Source organism: Kitasatospora sp. NPDC004669 (genome assembly GCF_040609455.1).
Taxonomy (GTDB): domain Bacteria; phylum Actinomycetota; class Actinomycetes; order Streptomycetales; family Streptomycetaceae; genus Kitasatospora.
This window is the reverse complement of the sequence record NZ_JBEXKB010000030.1, coordinates 86,393-108,642: the sequence shown is the minus strand read 5'-3', so window position 1 is coordinate 108,642 and position 22,250 is coordinate 86,393. Positions and strand designations below refer to the sequence as shown.

The following is a 22,250-nucleotide window of genomic DNA, read 5'->3' as shown; positions in this document are numbered from 1 at the left end:
GCCTTCGGCGCCACCCGCCGGGCCGGCGGCAAGGCGGCCGACGACCCGCAGCTGGCTGCGCTGGTCGCCTCCGGAGACCGCGGACCTCGGTCCGCGGGCGCCCCGCTGTCGTCCGTTCCGCGGTCGCGGCTCAGCCGTAGGAGATGTTGGCGCAGGGGTCGTCGTCCGCCGAGCGGGCGGTGCCGCTGACGCTGGAGGGCAGCGGGGCCGGGGCACCGGGCGCCGAGGCGGCGGGGGCCGGGTTGGCGGCGGCGAAGTCGTGGCCGACCACCACGCTCAGGCCCTTGCCGCCGGGCTGGACGGTCGCGCCCGGGAAGAGCTTGGCCACCGCCTCGGCGGCGGTGCGCTCGCCGGTGCCGTACTCGACCACGGTGGTGCTGCGGGGCTTGCCGGGCGCGTTGCCGACGGTGCTCACGGTGTAGCCGGCGCCCTTGACGGTCTCGGCCGCCTTGCCGCCGACGCCGGACTCGCCGGTGCTGTTGAGCACGGCGACCTTGGTCTCGGCGTTCTTGGCGTTCGCGCTGGGGGTCGGGGTCGCCGCGGCGGGCGGGGTGCTGGGGGCGGCGGTGTCGGGGGCGTCCGGGTGCTGGGCGCTGGCGTCCTGGCCGTCGATGGTGCGGTCGGCCTTGAGGGCGGCCCAGAGCTCGTCCACGTCGGGGTGGACCAGGGCGACGCGCGGGCCCTCGTACCGCCACGGGGCGGTGATGAACTTGATGTCGTGCAGGTCCACGTCCTTGATCGACATGGCGAAGGACATCAGCTTGGCGGCCGAGCCGAGGTCGGGGTCGACGGTCAGCGACTTGGTCGCCGCGTCGGCCAGCGGCAGCAGGGTGGTCGGGTCCATGCCCTGCGACTTGACCTGCTTGATGAGGGAGGAGAGGAAGGCCTGCTGGCGCTTGGTGCGGCCGATGTCGGAGCCGTCGCCGATGCCGTGGCGGACCCGGACGAAGTCCAGTGCGGACTGTCCCTCCACCTTCTGCTTGCCCTTGGCGAAGATCAGCTTGCCCTTGTGGCCGAGGTTGGGGTTGAGGTCTCCCTCGTGGATGTCGTTCGGCAGGCAGACGTCGACGCCGCCGACCGCCTTGGTCATGGTGGCGAAGCCGTTGAAGTCCACCACGATGGTGTGGTCGACCCGCAGGTTGGTGAGCTTCTCGACGGCGTTCTGGGTGCAGGCCGGGTTGCCCTGCTCGGTGTTGCCCACCGCGAAGGCGCTGTTGAACATCACATTGGTCTGTTCCTTGGTCCACTTGCCGTTGGGGAGCTTGCACGGCGGGATGTTGACCAGGGAGTCGCGGGGGATCGAGATGCCGACGGCGTGCTTGTGGTCGGCGTAGACATGCAGCAGGATCGCGGTGTCCGAGCGGGCGCCCTCGTCCCCGCCGCCGCCCAGGTCGCTGTTGCCGTTGCCGCGACTGTCGGAGCCGATCATCAGGACGTTCACCGGGGTGCGGCCCTGGGCGTCCGGGGCGGCGGCCTCTGGGCGGTCCTTGCTGAGGGCGTCGCGGTCGAAGGTGGTGATGTTGCTGTTCAGGCGGTAGTAGAGGGCGCCGCCGCCGATGAGGAGGAGGGAGGTGCAGCCGGCTGTGACCCAGAGCACCTTCTGCTTGGTGCTGCGTTTGCGCTTGGGTTTGGCCCGGCTCGTCGGACGGTCGTCCGATATGTCCTTGTCTGTGGCGGTTTTCCGACCTGCGGCCCGTCGCCCGCCGGGGCGGTGCGGTGAATTCTCGGCTTCGGGGGAACCCCTGCGACCCGACACGGCGTCATCCTCCACAGTTGCCACGGAACCCCCGTTGAAGCGGTGGATTCGCGTGGCCCGGGGTCGGAGCCGATCCGGGCAGGCCCGTCGCTAAACTTTTACACCGCTGTAGAACTTCAGAGGAGCATACTAAGCGTAGATGAGAAAATCACTGGTCAGGCCAGGGGAACCGGTCGACTGTGACTCATCCGCGCTGCTCCGGACCTGTACGAGGAGCACGATGACTCACCGGATCGCACGTTCGATAGCCGGCGCCCTGGTGGCACTGCTGGCTGCCGTGGGCCTGAGCGCCGCGGCATCGAGCGCGACGGCGGTGGCCGCACCCCGGACCGTCGCGGCCGCCGCCGCCCCGGGCACCGCGGCCGTCGCGGGGGGACCGGTTGCCGCGAACGCCGCCCAGGGCGTCCGTTCCGAGGCGGCCGCGCCCGCCTTCGCCGCGCACCTCGCGGCCAAGCAGGAGAAGAAGAAGTCGGGCTTCTTCGCCAAGCTCGGCAAGTTCCTGCTGGTCGTGATCATCCTGATCATTCTGTTCATCATCCTGGTGATCTGGGGCATCATCCACCTCGTGAAGCGGATCTTCCGCCGCAGTCGCTGACCTGCGGCAGCCGCTGACCGGTCGAGCCCGAGTGGCCCGGTCCAGGTGCCCCCTTCGGCGCCCGGACCGGGCCACTCGGCCGTGATTGGCCCTGTCCGGGCCGGGCGCCAGCGCGGACCCGTTCGCCGCCTGGCCGACCCTGCGGGGCCTGCAGACCCTCGCCCTGCGGGTCCGCCGCCACTGCGACACCGCCCTGGACCTGGCCACCCGCCTGGCCGCCCACCCGCCTGGCCGCCCACCCGGCGGTCTCCGCCGTCCACTATCCGGGCCTGCCCACCCACCCCGACCACGACCGCGCCCGCCGCCTCCTGCCGGACGGCCACGGCGGCGTCGTCGCCTTCGACCTGTCCGGCGGCCGCGAGGCGGCCCGCACCTTCACCGAGTCCGTCGGCCTGGCCTCGCTGGCCCCCTCGCTCGGCGGCGTCCACACCCTGGTGCTGCACCCGGCCAGCGCCTCCCACCGGCAGCTCTCGGACGCCGAGTTGGCGGCGGCGGGCATCGGCCCGGGGACGGTGCGGGTCTCGGTGGGCATCGAGCACCCGGAGGACCTGTGGGCGGACGTGGAGGGGGCGCTCGCGAAGCTGTGAGGGCCGCCGCGACGGCGGTGGGTGCGGGCGGCGGCGCCGACCCCCGCCATCCGGTCCTCGAGCACCTCGGGGCGCGCGCAGTGGAGGTCCTGGCGGCCGGCTGAGGTCCTCAGCGAACCTTGGGCCGGGCCGCGAGCAGGGCGATGTCGTCCTCGGCGGCGGGGGCCGGGGGCGGGGCGAGGGAGTGGAGGACGGCGTCGAGGAGGTCGTCGAGTTCGCCGGTGGCGGGGAGCCGGAGGGCGGCGAGGCGTTCCAGCGAGACGTCGATGTCCTCGCCGCGGCGCTCGACCAGGCCGTCGGTGTAGAGGAGCAGGGTCTGCCCGGGGGTGAGCGGGTGGGTGGCCTGCTCGTAACCGCCGAGGCCGGTGCCGAGCGGCGGTCCGGTGGGGACGCGCAGAAGTTCGGTGGGGCGGTCCGGGGTGACCAGGGCCGGCGGCAGGTGGCCCGCGCTGGAGAGGGTCCAGCGGCTGCGGCCCGGGTCGGCGAGTACCAGCAGGCAGGTCGCCGGCCGGGCGGAGTCGTTGGCGGAGATGACGTTGTCGAGCTGGCGCAGGATGCGGTGCGGGGGCAGGTCCATGCCGGCGATGTCGCGCAGTGCCGCGCGGTAGTGGCTCATGTCGACGGCGGCCTCGACGCCGTGCCCCATCACGTCGCCCATGGCGAGCAGGGTGCGGCCGAAGGGCAGCCGGACCGTCTCGTACCAGTCGCCGCCGACCACCGTGGCGCTGCCGGAGGGCAGGTAGCGGGAGGCGAGGGAGAGGTTCTGGTGCGGGTTGCCGGGTTCGCTGAGCAGGGCCCGCTGCAGTTCCAGGGCGATGCCCTGGGAACGGGTGTAGCGGCGGGCGTTGTCGATGCCGGTGGCGGCGCGCGCGGCGAGGTCGCCGAGTAGGGCGGCCTCGTCGGGGGTGAAAGCGGGGGTGGCGGTGGTCCGGCCGAGGGTGAGCAGCCCGACGACGCGGCCCCGGGCGGCGAGCGGTAGCACGAGGAGCGAGGCTGCACCGGCCGGGCAGGCGTCCTCGGGGGCTGGCTCGGCGAGTACGGTCACCCCGCACGCCAGGCTGCGGGCGGCGGCCGAGCCTTGGCGGTGGCGGACGGACTCGCCGGGGCGGGCCAGTTCGGCGACGGCTTCGTCCAGTGCGGGTACGGCCCGTACGGCGGCGCGGTGCAGCCGCTGGCCGCCGCCGCGGCCGGGGCGGGAGGGTTCGGCCTCGGGCGGCAGCACGTCGACGACGGCGAGGTCGGCGAGGCCGGGCACGGCGAAGGCGGCGAGTTCGGCGCAGGTGGTGTCGACGTCCAGGGTGCTGCCGATCCGTTCGGTGGCGGCGTCGAGCAGGGCGAGCCGGGCGCGGGCCTGTTCGAGTTGGCGCAGCTGCTCACGGGCCGGGTCGGGGTCGTCCAGCACGACGACGATCACACCGGTGGTCCGCCCGGCGTGCCGCAGCGGTCGGTAGCGCACCCGCAGGCCGGGCGGGACGGGGGAGCCGGCGCCCTCGGGGCCGCCGGTGACCTGCTCGCGGTCGTGGCCGTCGGCGAGCAGTCGGTGCAGGGCGGCGGCGGCCCCGGCGAAGGCGGTGGTCTCGGCGGTGCGGCCGAGCAGGTCGGCGCGGCGCAGTCCGGTGACGGCGGTGAAGGCGGGGTTGAGGTACTGCCAGCGCAGCCGTTCGTCGAGCAGGGCGACGGCGACCGGGGCGGCGGCGAGCACCTCGCGGAGCAGGTCCGGGTCGTCGTCGCGGTGGTCGCCGCCGGTGACCGGGCCGAGGCTCGCCGCGAGGGACGCCGTGGTCGCCGCCAGGGACCGGGTGTCCGGTGCCGCGGGTGGGGAGCCCTCTGCTCGCTTGCCGTGCCGGGAGTGCATAGGCCCATGATCACGCGCCGGGGCGCGGCACGCCCACAACAGGGTGAAACCTTGACCGGCCGGAGACGCCGTCGCCGAGAGCGAGCTAGTTGCGTGCACGCACACACACTTCTTGAGTGCGTACACATGCACATAGTCGCATCGGATCCGGGACACCGCCCGGAAGCCAGGAGGAGAAGCCCGTACGAGGCGTACTGCGCGGCCGGGTTCGCCGTCGAGGGCTTCATGGAGTCACTGGCCCCGCGGCGCCGGGTGATCACCGGTCATACTTGGGCGGCGGCGCTCGGCACCGGACGCCGCGGGCCGTGCCGGGCCCGCCCGACCGACGCCGTAGCAGCAGACCAGAGGTGCCGATGAGCCCCCACCAGCCGACCAGTCGTCCGGCGGCCGGGGCCCCCGGGGTGCCGTGGAACCGGCAACGGCTGCGTAGCAACAACGAGTGGCTGCTGCTGGAGCTGCTGCGCACCGGCGGCGGCTCCTCACGTGCCCAACTGGCCCGGGACACCGGCCTGTCCAAGCCCACCGTCTCCGCCGCCCTGGCCGAGCTGGAGCAGGCCGGGCTGGTCCGCGAGGCAGGGAGGCTGGCCCCCGAGCGGGGCCGTACCGCCGTGCTGTACGAGGTCGACCCGACGGCCGGTCATGTGCTCGGGGTGGACATCGGCCGGGCCCGGCTGCGGGTCGCGGTCGCGGACCTCGCCGGTACCGTCGTCGCCTGCCGGGACGTCGCCAACCGCGGCCGGAGCGCCAATGCCGTCGCGGACGCCGTGGTGGCCGCCGCGCGCGACGCGACCGCCGAGGCGGGCCTGACTGCCGCGGACATCGTGCACGCGGTGATCGGCACCCCGGGCGTGTGGGACGAGGGACGGCGCGGTGTCCGCTACGCCACCAGCCTGCCCGGCTGGGGCCGGCCGGGGCTGTTCGACCGGATCGGGGAGGGCCTGGGCACGGCCGTCACGGTGGCCAACGACGCCAACCTCGCCGCACTCGGCGAGTACACCCTCGGCGCGGGGCGCGGCAGCCGGATGTTCGCCTACCTGCTGGTCGGCACCGGGCTCGGGGCCGGCGTGGTCAAGGACGGCGAACTGCTGCTCGGCGCGCACGGCGCGCTGGGCGAGATCGGCCTGGTGCCGCTGCCCGCCCGCCCGGGCGAGCCGGCCGCGACCATCGAGCAGGAGGCCGTGGCCGACGCCGTGGTGCGCGCCGCCCGGGACCTCGGGCTGACCGGGCCGGGCGGGAGGCAGCTGACCGCCAAGCAGGTCTTCGAACGGGCCCGGGCCGGCGAGGACGCTGCGGTCCGGGTGGTGGAGCGGGAGGCGGAACGGCTCGCCTACGCCGTCGCCGTGCTGTCCGCGGTCCTGGACCCGGACCTGGTGGTGCTCGGTGGCGGCATCGGCGGCAGTGCGGACCTGCTCCTGGAACCGCTGGAGCAGGCCCTGCACCGCCTCGCCCCGATGCGTCCGACGCTCGCACCGAGCCTCCTGGGGGAGGAGGCGGTGCTCCTCGGCTCGGTCTCCACGGCGCTGGAGGCCGCCCGCCCCGAGGTGTTCGAACGCCTGACGGCGGGGCTGCGCTGACGACCGGTCGGTGGGATCAGCCGGTGGCCAGGGTCAGGCCGTAGGTGCTGAGGATCGGGTTGACCGGCTGGAAGTAGGTCTCACCGCCCGAGGTGCAGTCGCCGGAGCCGCCGGAGGTCACGCCCTGGGCCTGGTCGCCGGAGATGAACGACCCGCCGGAGTCGCCCGGTTCGGCGCAGACGTCGGTGCGGGTGAGGCCGTAGACGCTGCCCTCCTGGTAGTTGACGGTGGCGTTCTGCTCCTCGACGGTGCCGCAGTGCCAGCCGGTGGTGGAGCCGGAGCGGCAGACCGAGCCGCCGATCGGCTGCTCCGAGGAGCCGGCCACCGTCACCGTGCCGCCCGCGTAGTCGCTGACCTGCGGCTGGGCGGTCCAGCCCGGGTCGGCCGCGACCCATGAGTAGTCGTTGCCGGGGAAGGTCGATCCCTGGAAGGCACCGATCGAACTGCCGTCGGAGGCCGTGGCGTTGGAGCCGGGCTGGCCGCAGTGGCCGGCGCTGACGAAGCCGGGCCGGCCGCCCTGGGTGACCGGGAAGCCGATTGAGCAGCGGGCCGCGTTGTCGATGTAGTAGGCGTCCCCGCCGCGCAGGTCGGCGAGCGGCTTGGGCGCGGCGGTGGCCCGCTCGACCCGGACCAGCGCACGGTCCACGCCTGAGTGGTTCAGGAAGGTCTCGGTGCGGGCGTCGTCGGCGGATCGCACCACGACGGTGTTGGCCCGGACGTCCACGTACCAGACAGGGGTGGCCTCGGGTGCGGCGGCGTCGGAGGCGCGGTCGAGCGCGTCCTTGGTCCGGTTCAGAGCCGTGAGCGCGTGCCGGACGACGGTGGCCCGGCCGCCGTGGGCGGTGATGGTCCGGGCGGCGGAGGCGTCCGTGGTGGCGACCACCAGCTCGGCCTGCGGACCGTCCACCCAGGCGCCGGCCCAGCGGTCGCCGAGCGCCCGGGTGAGCGCGCCCTGGACCTCGGCGGCCCGGCTCTCGCGGGCGAGCCGGTCGGCGGCGGCCTGCGGGGCGAGGCCGAGGTCGCGCTGCATGGCGTGCAGCAGGGCGGGCGAGGCGGCGGCCGTCCGGGTGGGGGCGGCGGCCAGGGCCGCGGCTATGGACGGGTCGTCAGCGGTGGCGCTGACGGCGGGGGCCGCGGTGAGTGCGACGGTCGCAAAGGCGGCGGCGACCGCGAGCGCACGGAATCGGAGCATGGGGGATCTCCTCGTTCGGTGTGGGGGTTGCCGGAACCGTAGCGATCCGCGCCCGGTGGCCGGAACATGTCATAACGCCCCGCGCTACGGCGCTATACCCCTGCGCGCGTGCGGATGCTTAGGGGCTCCGCGGTCGTGTCGCGACGGAGGGTGACGGCAGTCCAGGGGTGATTGCGCCCGGTAGTCGGAAGATCTCGATCTGCCAACGAGTGGGGAAACCGTGCGTGCGGCGTGTGCGGGGTCTGCTTGAATCGCACGCCTCATCCAAACGGAACGGAGCGTTCTCCTCCCATGCCTTCACGGATACCCGGCCGCCGCCGGGCGGCCGGTCTGGCCGGTTTCGCCGGACTCGTCCTCACCATCGGTCTGACGCTGACCGGTTGCGGCCCGTCGTCGGCCGACGACGGGGCCAAGGCCTCGTCCTCGCCGACCGTCGCGGCCGGCCCGAGCGCGGCCACGCCGACGGCCCCGGCGCCGCCGGCCGCCGCCACCCCGGCCGCGACCGACCCGGCGCCGCCCTCGACCGTCGCGCCGCCCGCGGCCCCGCCCACCCATCCCCAGTCGACTCCGCCCAAGGCGCCGCAGCCGAAGGTCACCACCGCGCAGCCGCCGACCGACCCGGAGCACACCGTGGCAGTGGGCGGGGGGCCGTGCGAGATCCGCTCCAGCGCGGGCAACTGCTATGCGGCCGGGCAGTTCTGCCGGAACGACGACCTGGGCAAGAGCACCCACGACGCCGGCGGGCGGGTGATCTACTGCCGTATGGTCAGCGGAAAGCCGCACTGGCAGGCGTGAGTCAGCCGCTCAGGGTGTCCCAGAACAGGTGCTCGTAGGCCTGGAGCAGCAGACCGTACTCCCGGGCGGTGGCCAGGGTTCGTTCGTCCAGCGGGTCGGGCCCGAGGGCGTCGGCGGCCCGCTGCTCCAGCTCGGTCGCGGGCTGGGCGAAGAAGTCGAAGAACGCGCAGGCGCCGTCGGAGAGGCCGTAGCGGTGGCGCAGGGCGTGGGCGACGGTGGCGCAGTAGCCGCCCCAGGCCGCGAAGTTGGCCACCATGGCGGCGGCCGCGGCGGCGGGCCGGCTGTTCAGGGCGAGCCAGGCGAGGTAGGCGGGGTAGGCCTGGCAGCCGGGAAGCGGCGGACGGGCCGCCATCGCCCGTTCGTCGAGGCCGCAGGCGGCGGCCAGGGCCGGCAGGGTGCGCAGTGCGGCGCTCTCGCCCTCGGCCAGGGTGGCGAACCAGGCGCCGAGCGGCCGGTCGGCGCAGCGGGTGGCGAGCAGCAGCAGACTGCGCCGGTCCGAGGTGATGATCCGGTGCTGCTGGGCGGTGAGTTCGCCCACCGTGGTGAGCGGGGCGGTGCCCTCGGTGAGCGTCGCGACCAGCGCCGGGGTGGTGTCGCCGGGGGCCAGATCGGCGCGCAGTCGCTGGATCTGGTCGAGGATCGGATTGTTCACCGGTGCCTCCGGGGTGCGGTTCGGTCCGGTGCCCATTCCTATCGCTTGGCGGCTTCCGGGCGGCGGCGACAGGCCGGGAGCGTCGGATGCCCGGCGCTCCCGGCCTGATCGCAGTGGTGGTCAGGCCCCGGCGCAGGCCTTGGTCAGATCGCCGGCGGCGTCGCCGATCGGCCCGAAGTCGGGCTGCCTGCCCTTGGAGACGGCGTCCGCGGCGTCGCCGGCGGCCTTGGACAGCTTGTCGGCGGCGGCGTCGACCTTGCCGCCGCCGTCGTGGCGGATCGCCTTGGCGTCGTCGGCGATCTTCTTCAGGGCCTCGACGGTGTGCTTGCGCCGGCTGTCGTCGGTGATCTGGCCGACGTTGAGTGCCGAGTCGGTGAGGTCCTGGACATCGCCGGTGAGGCTGATCGCCCGCTTTCCGCAGTCGAGTGCCTGGTCGGCGTTCTTGCACGCGGTGAACAAGGGGGCCGCCACGAGTAGCGCGACTGCGGCGACGGCCAGGCGGTACGGCTTCTTTGTCATGTCTTTATCCCTCCCGTCCTCAAGAACGCCCGGCCGCGGTGCGGCGGTTCCGGTGCGGCGAGTGAACGGTCGGCAAATCCTGGACCGATGAGAAGTGATGACGCTTCGTCACATCTCATTGCGGGCCGATCCGGTCCAGACAGGCCTGCCAGGCGGCGGCGGGCAGCAAGTCCCGGACGCGGGCGAAGAATTCGTACAGGCTCGGCCCGTGGCGCTCGGCCAGTTCGGAGTTGTGGGTGAGTACGTCGAGCTCGTTGGCGACCGTGATGGCCAGGAAGGCGCGCAGGTCCTCCTCGGGCGGGGTGTGGTCGTCCCCGGTGAACCGGTCGTGGAACAGCGGTTGTTCGTCCCGGCCCAGGCGGGGGTAGACGGCGGCGCGGCCGCAGCTGGCGTACAGGTAGACCAGCGCCTCGGCGCGGTGGCCGACGAGCTCGACCAGGGTGTCCCGCTCGTCCAGCCCGAGCAGGGCGCCGTCGAACCCGTCGGTCCCGTACGCGGCGTGGCAGAGCCCGGCGGCCTGGACGGCGGAGTCGGTGCCCCACTCCGCCAACAGTGCCGCCACCCGGGCCAGATGTTCCAGCAGGGTGCCGCCCGGATGCGGGATCCGGTCGGCCTCGTGGGCACACAGGAAGTCCTCGATGTGGCTCCACGCGGGAGCGCTGCGGTGGTCGGCTGACATCACCTCAGGAGTTCTACTCGTGGAGTCAGCCGCCCCGCAACCGGAATCGCGGGGTCTGCCGGAAGTGTTCGTCAGGCCAGCTCGCGCACCAGCCGGGCGATGGTCGGGGTGTCGACGCCCTGCGCCTCGGCGGCCCGCAGCACGGCACCGCCGATCGCGTCGAGCTCGGTCGGGCGGCCCGCCTCGACGTCGCGCTGCATCGAGGACCTCATCGTCCCGGGGATGCGGTCGAAGGAAGCGAGCAGGGTCTGCGGGTCGGCCGGGGCGCCCACCGCCTTGGTGATGGCGGTGATCTCGTCCAGCACGGCGAGGAGTTCGGCCCGGTGCTCGCTGCGGACGACACCGATCCCGTCGGCGTGCCGGGTGGTCAGCAGGGCGAACGGGGCGAGGAAGGACAGCTTGCTCCAGAGCATCGCCGTCTCGTCCTCGCGCAGGGTGACGTCCAGCCCGGTGTGCCGCAGCTGCTCGGCGAACTCCTCGACCGAGGCCGCCAGTTCGATGGTGGCGAACGGGCTGGTGTGCTCGATCCGGCCGGGCGCGGTACGGGTGGCCTCGACCCGGATCGTCCCGGCCGTGACCCGGGCGGCGGGGTAGCGCTCGCGCAGCAGCGCCATGTGGTCGAGGCCGTTGAGCAGCGGGACGACGATCGCCCCGCCGAGGACGTGCGGCGGGATCCGGTCGAGTGCGGCGGTCAACGCCGTCGCCTTGACGGTCACGAAGACGGCGTCGACCGGTTCGTGCAGCTCGGTGGCGGCCTCCACCCGGGTGGTGAACTCGCCGAACTGGGCGCTGTCGACGTGCAGGCCGTCCCGGTTGAGGACGGCGGCGGTCTCCTCGCCGGCCAGGCAGACGACCCGGTGGCCGTCGCGTGCCAGCAGGCCGCCGATCAGGCCGCCGACGCCGCCGGGGCCGAGTACGGCGACGGTGAGGGGGGTGGTGGTGGACATGGTGACTCCTTCGGCTGTCTGTGGAGGCCTTGGACAACAGGTGGATCGGGTGCGGCTATGGATTGGGTGCGGCTATGGATTGGGTGCGGCTACACCGCGACGTCCCAGAAGAAGCGGCCCTCCAGGCCGTCCGGGCTGAGGAAGCCGAAGCCGTCGCCGTAGTCGAAGTCGAGGAAGAACGGATCGTCCTCCTCACAGGCGTCCGAGAGGGAGAAGAGGTACCGCCAGTCCGGGCCGACCTCGGCCCGGCCGCTCGGGAAGGAGGGGATACCGCCGAGGTGGTCGTGGACGTGCGGGCCGTCCGGGAACGGGGCCTCGGGGCCCTCGCCGCGCAGGTACCGCTGGAAGGCGGCCCGTCCGTCCATCGACCGGTTCAGGTCGGCCGACAGCGGCACCAGGTCGAGGTGGAACTCGACCGGGGTCCGCTCACCGCCGGGCTCGCGCCGCCAGAGCGTACGTCCCCGCGTGCCGGGAGGGCCGATGACGGCGAAGGGAGGGATCCGCCCGCCAGGCTGGATGAGCAGCAGGCCGTCGCCCGCCTCCGGATCGCGGCCGCCGATGGGGGCGTCGTCCGCGGCGAGGAAGAGGTAGGCGAGCCGCGGCTCCTCGCCCGGGACGGGGAACTGGCCGATGAACACCAGCGGTTCACCGGTGGTGGGGGAGAGCGGCCAGGCGGGTTCGGCCAGCCAGTAGGGCCGGCCGCCGAGCTTGGGGACCGGGGCCGTGATCGGCTGCCCGGCCCGGCGCGGGGAGAGTTCCAGACGGGGGAGGAAGGCGGCGTCGTGCGGACCGGTGGCGGTGCCGGTCGGGTACGTCGTTACGCGGTGGCCCCGGGGGGCGGTGCTGTGGAGGGAGGCGTGGTCGAAGTGGAAGGGCGGCTGGCGGCGCGGCTTCCGGCCGGGCGCCAGGGGCGGGCGGTGTCGGACGTGCCGGGACAGGTGAAGGGTGTCGTACCGCAGACTGCCGCCGTCACTCGGATCGGGCACGGGCAGGCCCTCGGCGCGCAGCGCCTCCACCAACTCGTGGGCGGGCCAGCCGAACAGATCGATCCCGTGGTACCCGACCGGGCAGACGGGCCGGTCGTCGTTCGGGTTCCGGCCCACCGTGACGCCCTGTAGGCCGTCACCGTCGCCCGAGGAGAGTGTGACCGCCACTCCGGGCAGCTCGAAGCCCAGCGCCCAGAGGGAGCCGCAGACGAAGGTGGGGCGCACCCCGTCCGGCAGCAGCCCGCCGTGCGGGGCCAGCAGCGCGCGCACCTGCGCCTCGGTGACGCCGAAGCGCAGTTCGGGCAGTGGGGCCGGCAGACGGACGCCGTGGCCGGGCAGCAGGTCGATGGTCACCTGATCATGATCCCTCCTGGGCGGGTCGAGGGGAGCCCGTTTACCGAGGCCGGACGCGATGGGGCAGTTCGCCTATGGCGGACCCGCACCTGTGGAGGTCGGTGCGGTCGGCCCGACCGGCGGAAAGGTCGGTACCCCGGTCACCATCGGCGGATCGGGCTTCGCCGATGGCGCCACCGTGCACTTCAAGGACAGGGCATCCGATTCGGTCGCGTTCGTCTCCACGAAAAATATACAGCGAGACTGGACAGTCCAGACTGATGAAATTACCGTGGAACCGTGACCGAGAAGCGAACCTCTCCAGCCGCCCTCGAAACCCCCGCCGACCCCACGCATCCCGTCGGCCCCGCGGACTCCGCGGCCGTGGCCGCCCGGGAGCTGCGTGCCGTCTTCAGCCGGCTGCGCCGTACCCTCCTGGAGAAGATCCAGGGCGCCAGCGATCTCACCCCCTCCCAGACCGCCGTGCTCAGCAGACTGATCGGCGAGGGCCCGGCCTCGCCCAGCGCGCTGGCCGCCGCCGAGCGGGTCCGTCCGCAGTCCATGGCCGCCACCCTGGCCGCACTGGAGGAGCACGGGCTGGTCGGGCGGCGGCCCGACCCCGAGGACGGACGCCGCCAGCTGGTCAGCCTGACCGAGGCGGGCCTGGCGTGGATCGCGGACAGCCGTCGGGCGCGTGAGGAGTGGCTGGCCCGGGCCCTCCAGGAGGAGTTCACCGAGGCCGAGCGGGCCGCCGTGCTGGAGGCGCTGCCGCTGATCGATCGGTTGAACCGGCGATGACCGGCCCGTCGACCCTGCTCGCCCGGCTCCGGGGCCGCCGTCGGTCGCCGGGTGGTCAGCTGCCCGAGCGTCACGATGAACAGCCCACCCCGGGCGGCGAGTTCAACCGTCGGCTGCTCGCGCCGATGGTGCTCGGTTCGGTGCTCAACCCGATCAACTCCTCGATGATCGCGGTGGCCCTGGTCCCGGTCGGCGCCGCCTTCGGTGCGCCGCCCGCCGAGACCGCCTGGCTGGTCACCGCGCTCTACCTCGCCACCGCCGTCGGTCAACCGGTGATCGGGCGGCTGGTGGACGACTACGGACCGCGCCGGCTCTACCTGGCCGGAACGGCCCTGGTCGGTCTGGCCGGAGTGCTCGGTGCGCTGGCACCCTCGCTCGGGGTGCTGGTCGTCGCCCGGGTGCTGCTCGGTCTCGGCACCTCCGCCGCCTACCCCGCCGCGATACACCTCACCCGCAGCGAGGCCGAGCGGACCGGGCGGAGCAGCCCCGCCAGTGTGCTGACCGTGCTCGCCGTCGCCGGTCAGACCGTCGCGGTGATCGGTCCCACCCTCGGGGGTCTGCTGATCGGGCTCGGCGGCTGGCGGACGGTCTTCGCCGTCAACGTCCCGCTGTCGCTGATCTGTCTGGCGCTCGGCGCCGCCCGCCTGCCCGCCACGGCGCCGCGCCGTGGCCGGGAGGACCGGCTCGACCACGCCGGGATCGCGTTGTTCGCGATCCTCCTGCTGACGCTGATGCTGTTCGTGATGAAGCCCCGCACCGCGCTCTGGTACCTGCCGGTGCTCACCGTCCTGGCCGCCGTCGGCTTCGCGGCGCGTGAGACGCGGACCCGCAACCCCTTCATCGACCTGCGGGCGCTCGCCCGCAACCGTCCGCTGATCGCCACCTATCTGCGCCAGGTCCTCGGCAGCACCGGCACCTACGCCTTCCTCTACGGCTACACCCAGTGGCTGGAGGAGGGCCGCGGCCTGAGCGCGGCCTCCGCCGGGCTGGTCCTGCTGCCGCTCTCGCTCACCGGCCTCGCGTCCGCCGCCGTCACCGGCCGCAGTGCGGCCGTGCGTGGCAAGCTGGTGGTCGGATCGGTCTTCCAAATGGCCGCCTGCGCCGCCCTGTTGCTGCTGGGTTCGACCAGTGGAGTCGCACTGCTGATCGCCGTCGGCGTACTGGCCGGCATCCCGCAGGGGCTGATCGGACTCGGCAACCAGAGCGCCCTGTACCACCAGGCCGACCCGGCCGCCATCGCCTCCGCGGCCGGGCTGCTGCGCACCTTCATGTACCTCGGCGCGATGGCGGCCTCGGCGGCGAACGCCGCCTTCTTCCCGGACGGCGCCACCACGGCCGGGCTGCACCACCTCGCGCCGTTCATGCTCGGCGGTGCGGCCCTGCTCTTCGTCGTCATCCTCCCCGACCGCTCGCTCGGCCGGGTGGGAACCGCTGCCGTGAAACCGAACTGACGGAGAGTGATTCCCGGTCGACCGCTACCGCACCCATGAGGGCCCGGACGGCCGGTACACGATCGCCCTGCACCGCTCCGGCCGACGCGGCGAGGCCCTGGAGGCCTGCCAGCGGAAACCCGCTGGTAGGCGCCGCCCGGGCCGCCGTAGACTCCCGTGCTCGTGACCGAGACCATCACCACCGCCCCGCCGCCCGGCCCCGCCGCCGCCCCGCCCTCCGACGCCGAGCTGATAGCCGCCGCCGTGGCCGCTGCCGGAAGGGGCATGGTCGGGCGCGAGACCGTGGCCGAGGTGGTGGCGTTGTGCGCGGTCGCCGGTGAGCACCTGCTGGTGGTCGGCGCCCCGGGTACGGCCAAGTCGGAGGCGGTCCGGCGGGTCGCGGCGCAGCTCGGCGGCCGGTACTTCGAGTACCTGCTCGGCCGCTTCACCGAGCCCAACGAACTGTTCGGCCCCGTCGACCTGCGCCGACTCCGGGAGGGGCGGGTCGAGTTCGAGACCACCGGAATGCTGCCCGAGGCCGAGATCGCCTTCCTGGACGAGATCTTCCTCGGCTCCACCGCTGTCCTCAACACCCTGCTCGGCCTGCTCAACGAACGGGTCTTCCGACGCGGCCGCACCACCCTCGCCAGCCCGCTGCGGATCTGCGTCGGCGCCGCCAACCACCTGCCCGAGGACCCGGCGCTGGCCGCCTTCGCCGACCGCTTCCTCGCCCGGGTCTTCGTCGAGCCGGTCGCGGACGCCCGCCTGGAGGAGCTCCTGGAGTCCGGCCGCCGCCCGGCCGCCCCCACCGCCACCGGAGACCTGCTCGGCGCGCTCGACCGGCTGGCGGTCGCCGCCCGCGACTGCGACCTGGACGCCGTCACCCCGCTGCTGGCCACCGCCCTGCGCCGACTGCGGGCGGCGGGCGTGCCGATCAGCGACCGACGCGCCGTCCGCTCCCAGAACCTCGTCGCGGCCGCCGCCGTCCTCGACGGCCGCACCGCCGCCTCCGCCCGCGACCTGTGGGTGCTCCCGCTGATCGCCCCCACTGCCGACAGCCAGACCCTGGCCCGCGAGACCCTGGCCGATCTGATCGACCAGGCCGCCAACCGCAGCCTGACGCACACCGCCGAGGAGCTCTCCCGCAGCACCGCCGCCCGCGCCGAACGGCTGATGCGCACCGGCGCCGCGCTGCTCGCCGAGCACGGCGGGCTGCCGGACGGTCCGGACTCCCGGCTGCGGCTGGAGGCCGTACTGCGCGAGATCGACGCCGGCTTCGACCCGGCGGACCTGCCGGCACCGCTGGCCGGCATCCGGGCGGGCCTGGTCGCGGTGGTCGCACCCTCGTGACCCGTGTTCCGCTCCGCTGGGAGCGCCGCGAACCCCCGCTGGAGGCCGTGGCCGTGCTGGCCCTCGGGCCTGCGGTCCCCGTCCTCGCGGCCGCGGCGCGGTCCCGGATTCAGTCCGGTCGCCGACTCGCGGTGGCGGCCGACGAGGGTGCGCTGCTGGTCCTCGGCGAGGTGGCGGACCTGCCGTGGGCCGACGGCGCCCGCTACCTCGGCTCGGAGGGCGGAGTGCTGGTACCGACCACGGCCCGCCCCCAGCCGTCGGCCGCGCTGTGGCGGGCGGCCCTCGGGGCGACGGAGGAACAGCTCTGCGTGCTGGTCCCCGGGCACGCGCTGGTCACCGACCCGCCGGCGCCCGGCTGCGACCCGACGGGGCTGGACCCGTACCTGGGCGGCGCGGCTCAGGAGAACGGCATCACCGCGTCCGAAGGAGGACCGAGCGCATGATCGACCGGACCGAGCACCGCGAGAAGCGCCATGACGAGCCGGAGGCCGCCTTTCTCGCGTCCTCGGACGAGCAGCACCGGCACGACGGCAACGGAGCCCCGGCATGACCACCGCGCTCGCGCCGTGGGCCGCGACGCTCTCCGCGCTCACGCCCGAACTCGCCACCGCGCTGGGCCCGTTGCTGCGTCGCCTGGACGCGCTGATCGGCGAGCGTGAGTTTGTCGCCGGGGCCGAGGGGGAGCCGGACGGGTACGGCGGGCTGGCGCGCAGCGGGCGGCCGGAGCAGCTGCTGCCCTCCGAGTGGCTGCTCGCCGAGGAGGTCCCCGAGGAGTTCCTGCGCCGCTGGAGCGACAACGAACTGCTCCACCTGGCACCCGAGTTGAACGAGCCGGTCAGCCGGGGCCAGGTCGTCGCGCTGGTGGACGCCGGCCCGGCGCAGGCGGGAGCCGCCAGGCTGGTCCAGTTGGCCGCGCTGCTGGTACTGCACCGACGCGCCGCCGCCCACGGCAGCGAGCTGCTGGTCGGCGTGCTCGGGGATCCGCCCGGGCAGCTGATCGGCGGCGACCTCGCCGAGCTCCTGCCGCGCTGGCTCAAGGCCCGGCGGCACGGCGACCCCACCCCCGAGGACGTCCGCTACGCGGAGCGGGCGCTGGACGCCGCCGCCCGGACCTGGCTGCTCACCTCGCCTCGCCTCGCGGCTCAACTGCCCGCCCGGAGGCGGACGGTGTCCAGTGAGGAGGCCTCCTGGAGCGCCGACGGGGTCGGGCAGGTCCGGGTCCGGGTGAACGGCGAACCGGCCGTGGAACTCCCGCTGCCCCCGGCGAGGATCGCGGTACGGACCCTGCGCGGCGCCGAGTTCGGCAACTCGGCGGACCTGAGCGCGCCGCTGCCCGGCATCGGGGGCGCGCTGCCCGCCTTCACCACCGGCGCCAGCACCCTGCTCGCCCGGGGCCGGGAGTCCTCCGTGCTGATCGCCCTGGGACTGGCGGGCGGTGGAGCCGTCGACGGCGCCGCGCGGCCGCGCCGCCACCAGCTGCCCGGCCCGGTCGTCGCGGCCGGACGCCAGGGCGGGCGGCTGCTGGTGCTGTACATCCACGCCGACCGGCTGACGCTGCATGTGAGCGGCCGCGCGCTGGGCGACCCCGACCGCTACAAGGCCAGGACGGTGGACGTCGACCTGCCCAGGACCGGCTCCGCCGAGTTCGCCGAGCTGATGGCACAGCCCGTGCTGCCGCTGGTGCGCGAGGGCGACGACCTACTGCTGCCGCTGGCCGGCCAGTGGCGGCGGATCGCCCCCGGTGGCCGGGTGGGCACCGACGGGCCGGTGGTCTCCACCGAGGGTGGGCGGCCGTTCTGCCGGGCACGCGAGCCCAGGCTGTCGGCCACCCCGGTGCCGCGCGCGGCGGCCGAGGCGGAGCACCTGGTGCACGGCGCGGGCTCGGTCGGCTGGTCCGCCGACGGGCGGGAGTGGGAGGTGCGCGGCATGAACGGGAGCCGGCGGATCGTCCTCGGGGACGGGGCGGCCGAGGTGATCGGGCTGGTCGAGGACGGCACCGAACCCGTGCTGATCACCCGCACCACCGCCGCCGGGCTGGTCCGTTCCGTCCGCGCCGACGGCGTCCGGACGCTCACCGGCCTGTCCGGCGGCTCGACCGCCCCCGCCGTCCACCCCCGGCTGCCGCTGATCGCCGCCGAACCGCGCCCGGGCCGGGTGGTGGTGGCCCACGCGGTCAGCGGGCGGTCGCACGCTGTGATCAGGAGCACCGACTGATGAGTTCCTCCGTGACATCGCCCGTCGACGCGGTCGGGTTCGTGCTCGACGTGCCGGTGATCGGCGCCGCCGAGGCGGCCGAGCGCATCCTCGCGCACTGGCAGGACGGCGCGCGGCTCTCCGAACTGCCGGACGGTCGCTGGCTGTTGACCCTGGCCGAACCGGTTCGGACCCGCGTCGACCGCGCGCCCGGCGAGCCGCTGCGAGCTGCCGGTGGGGCACTGGTCGCGGCCGGGGCGTCGGGCGGCTCCTCGGGTGAAGTCGCCCTGGCTGTCGGTGGTGTGACGGAACGTCATGTCATGTCCGGGCTTCGCGCTTTGGACCCGTCGGACTGGCTGGACCTGAGCGGCCTCACCCTCCACCGGCTGGCGCCGGTCGGAACCCCCGTCGTGGCGGACACGGCCGAGACCGACCTCCCGCGCCCGCCCGCCATGGACCTGCGGGCCGCGGCCGGCATCGCCGAGCCCAGCGAGCGTGCCGGACGGCTGCTGGGCGAGCGCCGCGGAACGGCGGGGCGAACGCGACCGTCCTGGCAGCTGCTCGTCGTCGGCGTGGTCGTGTTCCTGGTGCTCTACCTCGCGCTGACCACCTACGACAGGTCCACCACCGTCCCGATCATCATCCCGGTCGGCATCGGCGCGTTCGTCGGGCTGTCGGTCGCGCCGTACGCCCGAACCCGGAGCAGCCGTTACGGCCGTAAGGGCCGGACCGGCCGAAGCGTCCGGACCGGCCGAAGCGTCCGGACCGTCCGGAGCGGGCTCGCCGAGGCCCGTCGCGGGCGGGTCGCGGCCGCGACGGCGCAGCGACCCGCCGGGGGACGCGAGTGGTGGTCCTTCTTCGTCCCCGCCCTCCTGTGCCTCCTGTTCGGCGTCGCCGGGCTCATCACCACGGGATTCGCCGGCGGACTGCTCCTGCTGACGCTCCTCGGGGCCTGCGGGGTCGCCGTGTCCGTGCTGCCGCGGATCCCCGTCGTCGCCGAGCGCGCCCGCTCCGCCCAGGAGGAGCGGGTGAAGGCCGCCCGCGCCGCCCGGCGGGCGCAGGCGGCCGCCCGCAGAGCCGGCTCCGGAACCGCCCCGGCGCGGCAGCGCCCGTCCCGGCGCCCGCGCGGACAGTGGCTGGCCATGCTCGCCCTGCGCACCCCCGTCGGCCCGCTGTTCCAGGAGCGGCACGTCCGCTACCTGGACCAGCTCACCCGCTCGTTCCGGCGGCGCCGCTGGGAGGACGCCCTGCGCGACGCCCTCCCGCTGGCCGAGGGCACACCGCGGTCGGGGCTGCTGTCCTTGCGCCTGCCCGACCGGTACGCGGGCGAGCTGCGGCCCAGCCCGCAGGAGCGCGGCGGGACGCCGATGGCCTCGCCGATCAGCGGGCCGACCGTCCACCAGCTCCTCACCGACCTCTACCGGGAGGCCGCCGAGGCACTGGAACGGGAAGGGCGGATCGACGAGGCCGCCTACGTCCTCGCCGACCTGCTGGCCGCGCCCGCCGAGGCCGTCGCCCTGCTGGACCGGCACGGCCGTTCCACGCAGGCCGCCGAACTCGCCGAGGGGCGCGGGCTGGCGGCGGAGCTGGTGGTCCGGCTCTGGTGGCGGGCCGGTCAGCGCGAGCGGGCCGTACGGATCGCCCAGCGGCGCGGCGCCTTCGCCACCGCCGTCGAGCGCCTCACCGAGACCGACCCGGCGGCCGCCCGCGAACTGCGCACCGCCTGGGCGGAGCACCGCCGCCGGGCGGGCGACCGGCTCGGCGCGGTCGACGCCGCCTGGCCGGACGAGACGCTACGCCCGGGGCTGGTCGGCGATCTGCGGGAGGCGCTGGAACTGGGCGGGGCGGCGCGCGGTCGCGCCCTGGTCCACCTGCTGGCCCTGGGCGAGGACGTCACGGAACCCGTGCGGGCACTGCTGGCAGCCGAGGCCGCCGAGCGCGCCGAGGGCACCGACGGGTCGGGCGCCGAGCGCGCCGCCGCCCTCACCGCCCTCGCCGACCTGCGGTGCGCCGACCCGGTCCTGGACCGTGAACTCGCCACCGCCGCCGTACGCTCCCTGGTCCGCACCGACGGGCTCGCCGGACACCGCGACGCGCGCGGCGCCGCCGCCGTGCACACCCGGCTGTCGAAGCGCGCCGACCCGCTGGTCGCCGCCGACCTGGCGCAGCCGCGACCCGCCCGAGCCGGCGGCGGCCCGCTGCTGGTCACCGCCGCCGACCGCCCCGGCACCCTGCCCGTCCTGGACGCGGCCCGCCTGGACTCAGGAGCCGTGCTGGTGGCCTGCGGCCAGGCGGGCGTCCGGCTGGTCGGCCCGGACGGCCGCACCCGCGCTCGCTGGGATGTGCCCGCCGACCAGCTGGTCCTCGCCGACCACGGCGGCACCGCGCTGCTGGTCGCCCGCTACGGCGAGGTCCGCGAGCTGTTCCGGCTCGACCTCGCCACCCGCAAGGTCGAACGCTGGACAGCGCTGCGGGTACGTCAGCTCGTCCCCTCCTACGACGGCCGCCACCTGCTCGCCGTCGACCAGGACGGCATCGCCGTGCTCGACACGCTCACCCCGCGCCCGACCGTCGTCCACCGCGAACTCGGCGGCGACCAGGTCACCTTGAGCCGGATCGCCCGCACCCCCGACAGCTGCGCGGCCCTGGTGCGCACCCGGGCCGGCGCCCACGCCGCCGAACTGACCGAACTGTGGCGCTGGGACCAGCCGGGCTGGGAGCTGCGCGCCCGTACGGCGGTCAACCCGACCGACGCCGTCGGCGCCGCGACCCTCGCCGACGGACGCATGCTCGCCGCCGCACCCAGCGACACCCCAGGCCGGAGCGTGCTCCGCTGGAGCGGCAGCGGCACGGCCGAACAGACCGTCCCCGGCCGGGTCGTCCTCGCCGCGGACGGCGCCCACTGGCTGTTCGCGTCCCCGTCCGAGGGCGGCCTGCGCGTCACCGTCGGAGCGGCCACCGGCGCCGCCTTCACCGCCGTCGTGCCCGGGGCGGCGGCCACGCCGATGGGCCTGCGGGCGCACGGCGGCGCGATCACCTGTTGGCACCGCACCGGCCGGGTGCTCGCGGTCAGCGCGGACGGTACGCGGCTGCTCGCCAACCTGCGCGTCACGGTGGCTCGGTGACCTGCTTCAGGGCTGTGCTCGTCCGTCGTGCGAGTAGGCTCCGACCCCGACGCGCGGTCAGGGCCGAGCCGGTTCCTCCGCCGCCGGGCACAGCGCCCCGTCGCAGGGGTGTGGAGCCGCCTGTCGGGCGGGGTCTCCTCGGCGCTGTGCGAGGCCGCCGGTCCCGAGGGCGAGGTAGGCGTCGAGGCGGGTGGCGGCGGTGAGCATCGCGCGGCCGCGGGTGGTGAGGCGGTGGTGCCAGGCGTCGAGGGCGTCGGCCAGGGAGTCCGTTCCGCCCGCCGTGCGGACCTGCTCCAGCACGGTGGCGATGTGGGGCAGTGGGTAGCCGCCGCGGCGGAGGAGATGGGCGAGTTCGGCGTCGCGGACGTCGTCGGGGCCGTAGCGGCGGTGGCCGGTGATGCGGTCGCGGGGTGGGGTGAGGATGCCGGCGGCCTCCCAGGTGCGCAGGGTGGCGGGGGTCAGGGCGAGGCGGTGGGCGAGGTCGCCGATGCCGAGCGGGCCGGGGACGCGTGGGGGTCGCACCGTGGGCTCGGCCGTCAGGTGGTCGACGGCTCGGCGAACGGCGGTGAGGGTCTCGCGGTCGCGCAGGAGTCGGGCGTGGCCCTGGTCGACGGCGGTCAGGGCCTCGTCGAGGCGGTCGGCGTGGACGGCGGTCATGATCCGGCCGCCGGTGGCGTGCCCGTACGCGGCGACCAGGGCGAGGTAGGCGCGCAGGGCGGCGGCGTGCGGTTCGGTGTAGATCCGGTAGCCGCTGGGGGTGCGCTCGGCGGGCGGGAGGAAGCCGTCGCGTTCGTAGTTGCGGACGGCCTGGGTCGAGAGGCCGTGTTCGCGTGCGAGGTCGGCGGGGCGCATGGTGGTGTTGGCCTCTCGTTTGAGACTTTTCC

At 74.8% G+C, this 22,250-nt stretch carries 20 protein-coding genes and 1 pseudogene; 12 read left to right on the top strand and 9 right to left on the bottom strand.

Features of this window, described 5'->3' with window-relative positions; all coding sequences use genetic code 11:
* Nucleotides 1-130: 130 nt before the first annotated feature.
* Nucleotides 131-1,597, bottom strand: a complete 1,467-nt coding sequence (locus tag ABZW30_RS24430) for an LCP family protein (protein WP_355673306.1) — start codon at nt 1,595-1,597, stop codon at nt 131-133.
* Nucleotides 1,598-1,976: 379 nt separating this feature from the next.
* Here ABZW30_RS24430 and ABZW30_RS24425 point away from each other — a divergent pair, with 379 nt between their 5' ends.
* The 3 genes and pseudogenes from ABZW30_RS24425 (at nt 1,977) to ABZW30_RS24415 (ending at nt 2,938) form a co-directional block, all read left to right on the top strand.
* Entirely contained in the window at nt 1,977-2,351 is a 375-nt protein-coding gene (locus ABZW30_RS24425) for a hypothetical protein (RefSeq protein WP_355673305.1), read from the top strand.
* Between the two features lie 85 nt (nt 2,352-2,436).
* Nucleotides 2,437-2,520 (top strand): annotated as a pseudogene (locus ABZW30_RS24420) (hypothetical protein); the annotation flags it as partial.
* A 58-nt stretch (nt 2,521-2,578) separates the two neighbouring features.
* Entirely contained in the window at nt 2,579-2,938 is a 360-nt protein-coding gene (locus ABZW30_RS24415; RefSeq protein WP_355673308.1) for a PLP-dependent transferase, read from the top strand.
* 109 nt (nt 2,939-3,047) lie between these two features.
* Here the strand turns inward: ABZW30_RS24415 and ABZW30_RS24410 are convergent, their stop codons facing one another.
* Nucleotides 3,048-4,793 (bottom strand): GAF domain-containing SpoIIE family protein phosphatase, encoded by a 1,746-nt coding sequence (locus ABZW30_RS24410; protein ID WP_355673304.1) that lies wholly within the window; start codon nt 4,791-4,793, stop codon nt 3,048-3,050.
* A 353-nt stretch (nt 4,794-5,146) separates the two neighbouring features.
* On the opposite strand from ABZW30_RS24410, the gene ABZW30_RS24405 reads away from it, so the two are divergent.
* On the top strand, nt 5,147-6,367 hold the full coding sequence (locus tag ABZW30_RS24405) for an ROK family protein (protein WP_355673303.1): 1,221 nt from the start codon (nt 5,147-5,149) through the stop codon (nt 6,365-6,367).
* A 16-nt stretch (nt 6,368-6,383) separates the two neighbouring features.
* Here the strand turns inward: ABZW30_RS24405 and ABZW30_RS24400 are convergent, their stop codons facing one another.
* A complete protein-coding gene (locus ABZW30_RS24400; protein WP_355673302.1) occupies nt 6,384-7,559 on the bottom strand; it encodes a S1 family peptidase in 1,176 nt (391 codons plus the stop codon).
* Between the two features lie 291 nt (nt 7,560-7,850).
* Between ABZW30_RS24400 and ABZW30_RS24395 the strand changes: the two genes are divergently transcribed.
* Nucleotides 7,851-8,354 carry a hypothetical protein gene (locus ABZW30_RS24395; RefSeq protein ID WP_355673301.1) on the top strand — a complete coding sequence of 168 codons (504 nt, stop codon included), beginning with the start codon at nt 7,851-7,853 and terminating at the stop codon, nt 8,352-8,354.
* 1 nt (nt 8,355) lies between these two features.
* Here ABZW30_RS24395 and ABZW30_RS24390 read toward each other — a convergent pair whose 3' ends face one another.
* From ABZW30_RS24390 to ABZW30_RS24370, 5 genes are all read right to left on the bottom strand, one after another.
* Nucleotides 8,356-9,006 (bottom strand): transcriptional regulator, encoded by a 651-nt coding sequence (locus tag ABZW30_RS24390; RefSeq protein ID WP_355673300.1) that lies wholly within the window; start codon nt 9,004-9,006, stop codon nt 8,356-8,358.
* A 120-nt stretch (nt 9,007-9,126) separates the two neighbouring features.
* On the bottom strand, nt 9,127-9,525 hold the full coding sequence (locus ABZW30_RS24385; protein WP_355673299.1) for a hypothetical protein: 399 nt from the start codon (nt 9,523-9,525) through the stop codon (nt 9,127-9,129).
* A 115-nt stretch (nt 9,526-9,640) separates the two neighbouring features.
* On the bottom strand, nt 9,641-10,204 hold the full coding sequence (locus tag ABZW30_RS24380) for a DUF6817 domain-containing protein (protein ID WP_355673298.1): 564 nt from the start codon (nt 10,202-10,204) through the stop codon (nt 9,641-9,643).
* Nucleotides 10,205-10,275: 71 nt separating this feature from the next.
* A complete protein-coding gene (locus ABZW30_RS24375) occupies nt 10,276-11,151 on the bottom strand; it encodes a 2-dehydropantoate 2-reductase (protein ID WP_355673297.1) in 876 nt (291 codons plus the stop codon).
* Between the two features lie 89 nt (nt 11,152-11,240).
* Nucleotides 11,241-12,491: a hypothetical protein gene (locus ABZW30_RS24370; RefSeq protein WP_355673296.1), complete on the bottom strand. Its 1,251-nt coding sequence runs from the start codon at nt 12,489-12,491 to the stop codon at nt 11,241-11,243.
* Between the two features lie 58 nt (nt 12,492-12,549).
* On the opposite strand from ABZW30_RS24370, the gene ABZW30_RS24365 reads away from it, so the two are divergent.
* The 7 genes from ABZW30_RS24365 to ABZW30_RS24335 all read left to right on the top strand — a co-directional run bounded on the left by ABZW30_RS24365 (nt 12,550) and on the right by ABZW30_RS24335 (nt 21,366).
* Nucleotides 12,550-12,774, top strand: a complete 225-nt coding sequence (locus ABZW30_RS24365) for an IPT/TIG domain-containing protein (RefSeq protein ID WP_355673295.1) — start codon at nt 12,550-12,552, stop codon at nt 12,772-12,774.
* 80 nt (nt 12,775-12,854) lie between these two features.
* Nucleotides 12,855-13,268, top strand: coding sequence for a MarR family transcriptional regulator (locus tag ABZW30_RS24360; protein WP_355673307.1), 414 nt, complete (start codon nt 12,855-12,857; stop codon nt 13,266-13,268).
* On the top strand, nt 13,265-14,719 hold the full coding sequence (locus ABZW30_RS24355) for an MFS transporter (protein WP_355673294.1): 1,455 nt from the start codon (nt 13,265-13,267) through the stop codon (nt 14,717-14,719). The genes ABZW30_RS24360 and ABZW30_RS24355 overlap by 4 nt, the downstream gene beginning before the upstream one ends.
* 162 nt (nt 14,720-14,881) lie before the next feature.
* Complete coding sequence (locus tag ABZW30_RS24350; RefSeq protein WP_355673293.1) at nt 14,882-16,048, top strand: AAA family ATPase; 1,167 nt, start codon at nt 14,882-14,884, stop codon at nt 16,046-16,048.
* Nucleotides 16,045-16,491, top strand: a complete 447-nt coding sequence (locus ABZW30_RS24345) for a hypothetical protein (protein ID WP_355673292.1) — start codon at nt 16,045-16,047, stop codon at nt 16,489-16,491. Before ABZW30_RS24350 ends, ABZW30_RS24345 begins: the two co-directional genes overlap by 4 nt.
* A gap of 103 nt (nt 16,492-16,594) precedes the next feature.
* On the top strand, nt 16,595-18,262 hold the full coding sequence (locus ABZW30_RS24340) for a hypothetical protein (RefSeq protein WP_355673291.1): 1,668 nt from the start codon (nt 16,595-16,597) through the stop codon (nt 18,260-18,262).
* The gene (locus ABZW30_RS24335) at nt 18,262-21,366 is read left to right on the top strand and encodes a bpX6 domain-containing protein (RefSeq protein WP_355673290.1); all 3,105 of its coding nucleotides are present in this window, start codon (nt 18,262-18,264) and stop codon (nt 21,364-21,366) included. Before ABZW30_RS24340 ends, ABZW30_RS24335 begins: the two co-directional genes overlap by 1 nt.
* Before the next feature lie 57 nt (nt 21,367-21,423).
* Here the strand turns inward: ABZW30_RS24335 and ABZW30_RS24330 are convergent, their stop codons facing one another.
* Nucleotides 21,424-22,218, bottom strand: a complete 795-nt coding sequence (locus ABZW30_RS24330) for a TioE family transcriptional regulator (RefSeq protein WP_355673289.1) — start codon at nt 22,216-22,218, stop codon at nt 21,424-21,426.
* Nucleotides 22,219-22,250: the final 32 nt, after the last annotated feature.

Coding starts and splice junctions, on each gene's coding strand:
- ABZW30_RS24425 (WP_355673305.1), top strand. CDS start 1,977: ATGACTCACCGGATCGCACGTTCGATAGCCGGCGCCCTGGTGGCACTG.
- ABZW30_RS24410 (WP_355673304.1), bottom strand. CDS start 4,793: ATGCACTCCCGGCACGGCAAGCGAGCAGAGGGCTCCCCACCCGCGGCA.
- ABZW30_RS24405 (WP_355673303.1), top strand. CDS start 5,147: ATGAGCCCCCACCAGCCGACCAGTCGTCCGGCGGCCGGGGCCCCCGGG.
- ABZW30_RS24400 (WP_355673302.1), bottom strand. CDS start 7,559: ATGCTCCGATTCCGTGCGCTCGCGGTCGCCGCCGCCTTTGCGACCGTC.
- ABZW30_RS24395 (WP_355673301.1), top strand. CDS start 7,851: ATGCCTTCACGGATACCCGGCCGCCGCCGGGCGGCCGGTCTGGCCGGT.
- ABZW30_RS24385 (WP_355673299.1), bottom strand. CDS start 9,525: ATGACAAAGAAGCCGTACCGCCTGGCCGTCGCCGCAGTCGCGCTACTC.
- ABZW30_RS24380 (WP_355673298.1), bottom strand. CDS start 10,204: ATGTCAGCCGACCACCGCAGCGCTCCCGCGTGGAGCCACATCGAGGAC.
- ABZW30_RS24375 (WP_355673297.1), bottom strand. CDS start 11,151: ATGTCCACCACCACCCCCCTCACCGTCGCCGTACTCGGCCCCGGCGGC.
- ABZW30_RS24365 (WP_355673295.1), top strand. CDS start 12,550: ATGGGGCAGTTCGCCTATGGCGGACCCGCACCTGTGGAGGTCGGTGCG.
- ABZW30_RS24355 (WP_355673294.1), top strand. CDS start 13,265: ATGACCGGCCCGTCGACCCTGCTCGCCCGGCTCCGGGGCCGCCGTCGG.
- ABZW30_RS24340 (WP_355673291.1), top strand. CDS start 16,595: ATGACCACCGCGCTCGCGCCGTGGGCCGCGACGCTCTCCGCGCTCACG.
- ABZW30_RS24335 (WP_355673290.1), top strand. CDS start 18,262: ATGAGTTCCTCCGTGACATCGCCCGTCGACGCGGTCGGGTTCGTGCTC.
- ABZW30_RS24330 (WP_355673289.1), bottom strand. CDS start 22,218: ATGCGCCCCGCCGACCTCGCACGCGAACACGGCCTCTCGACCCAGGCC.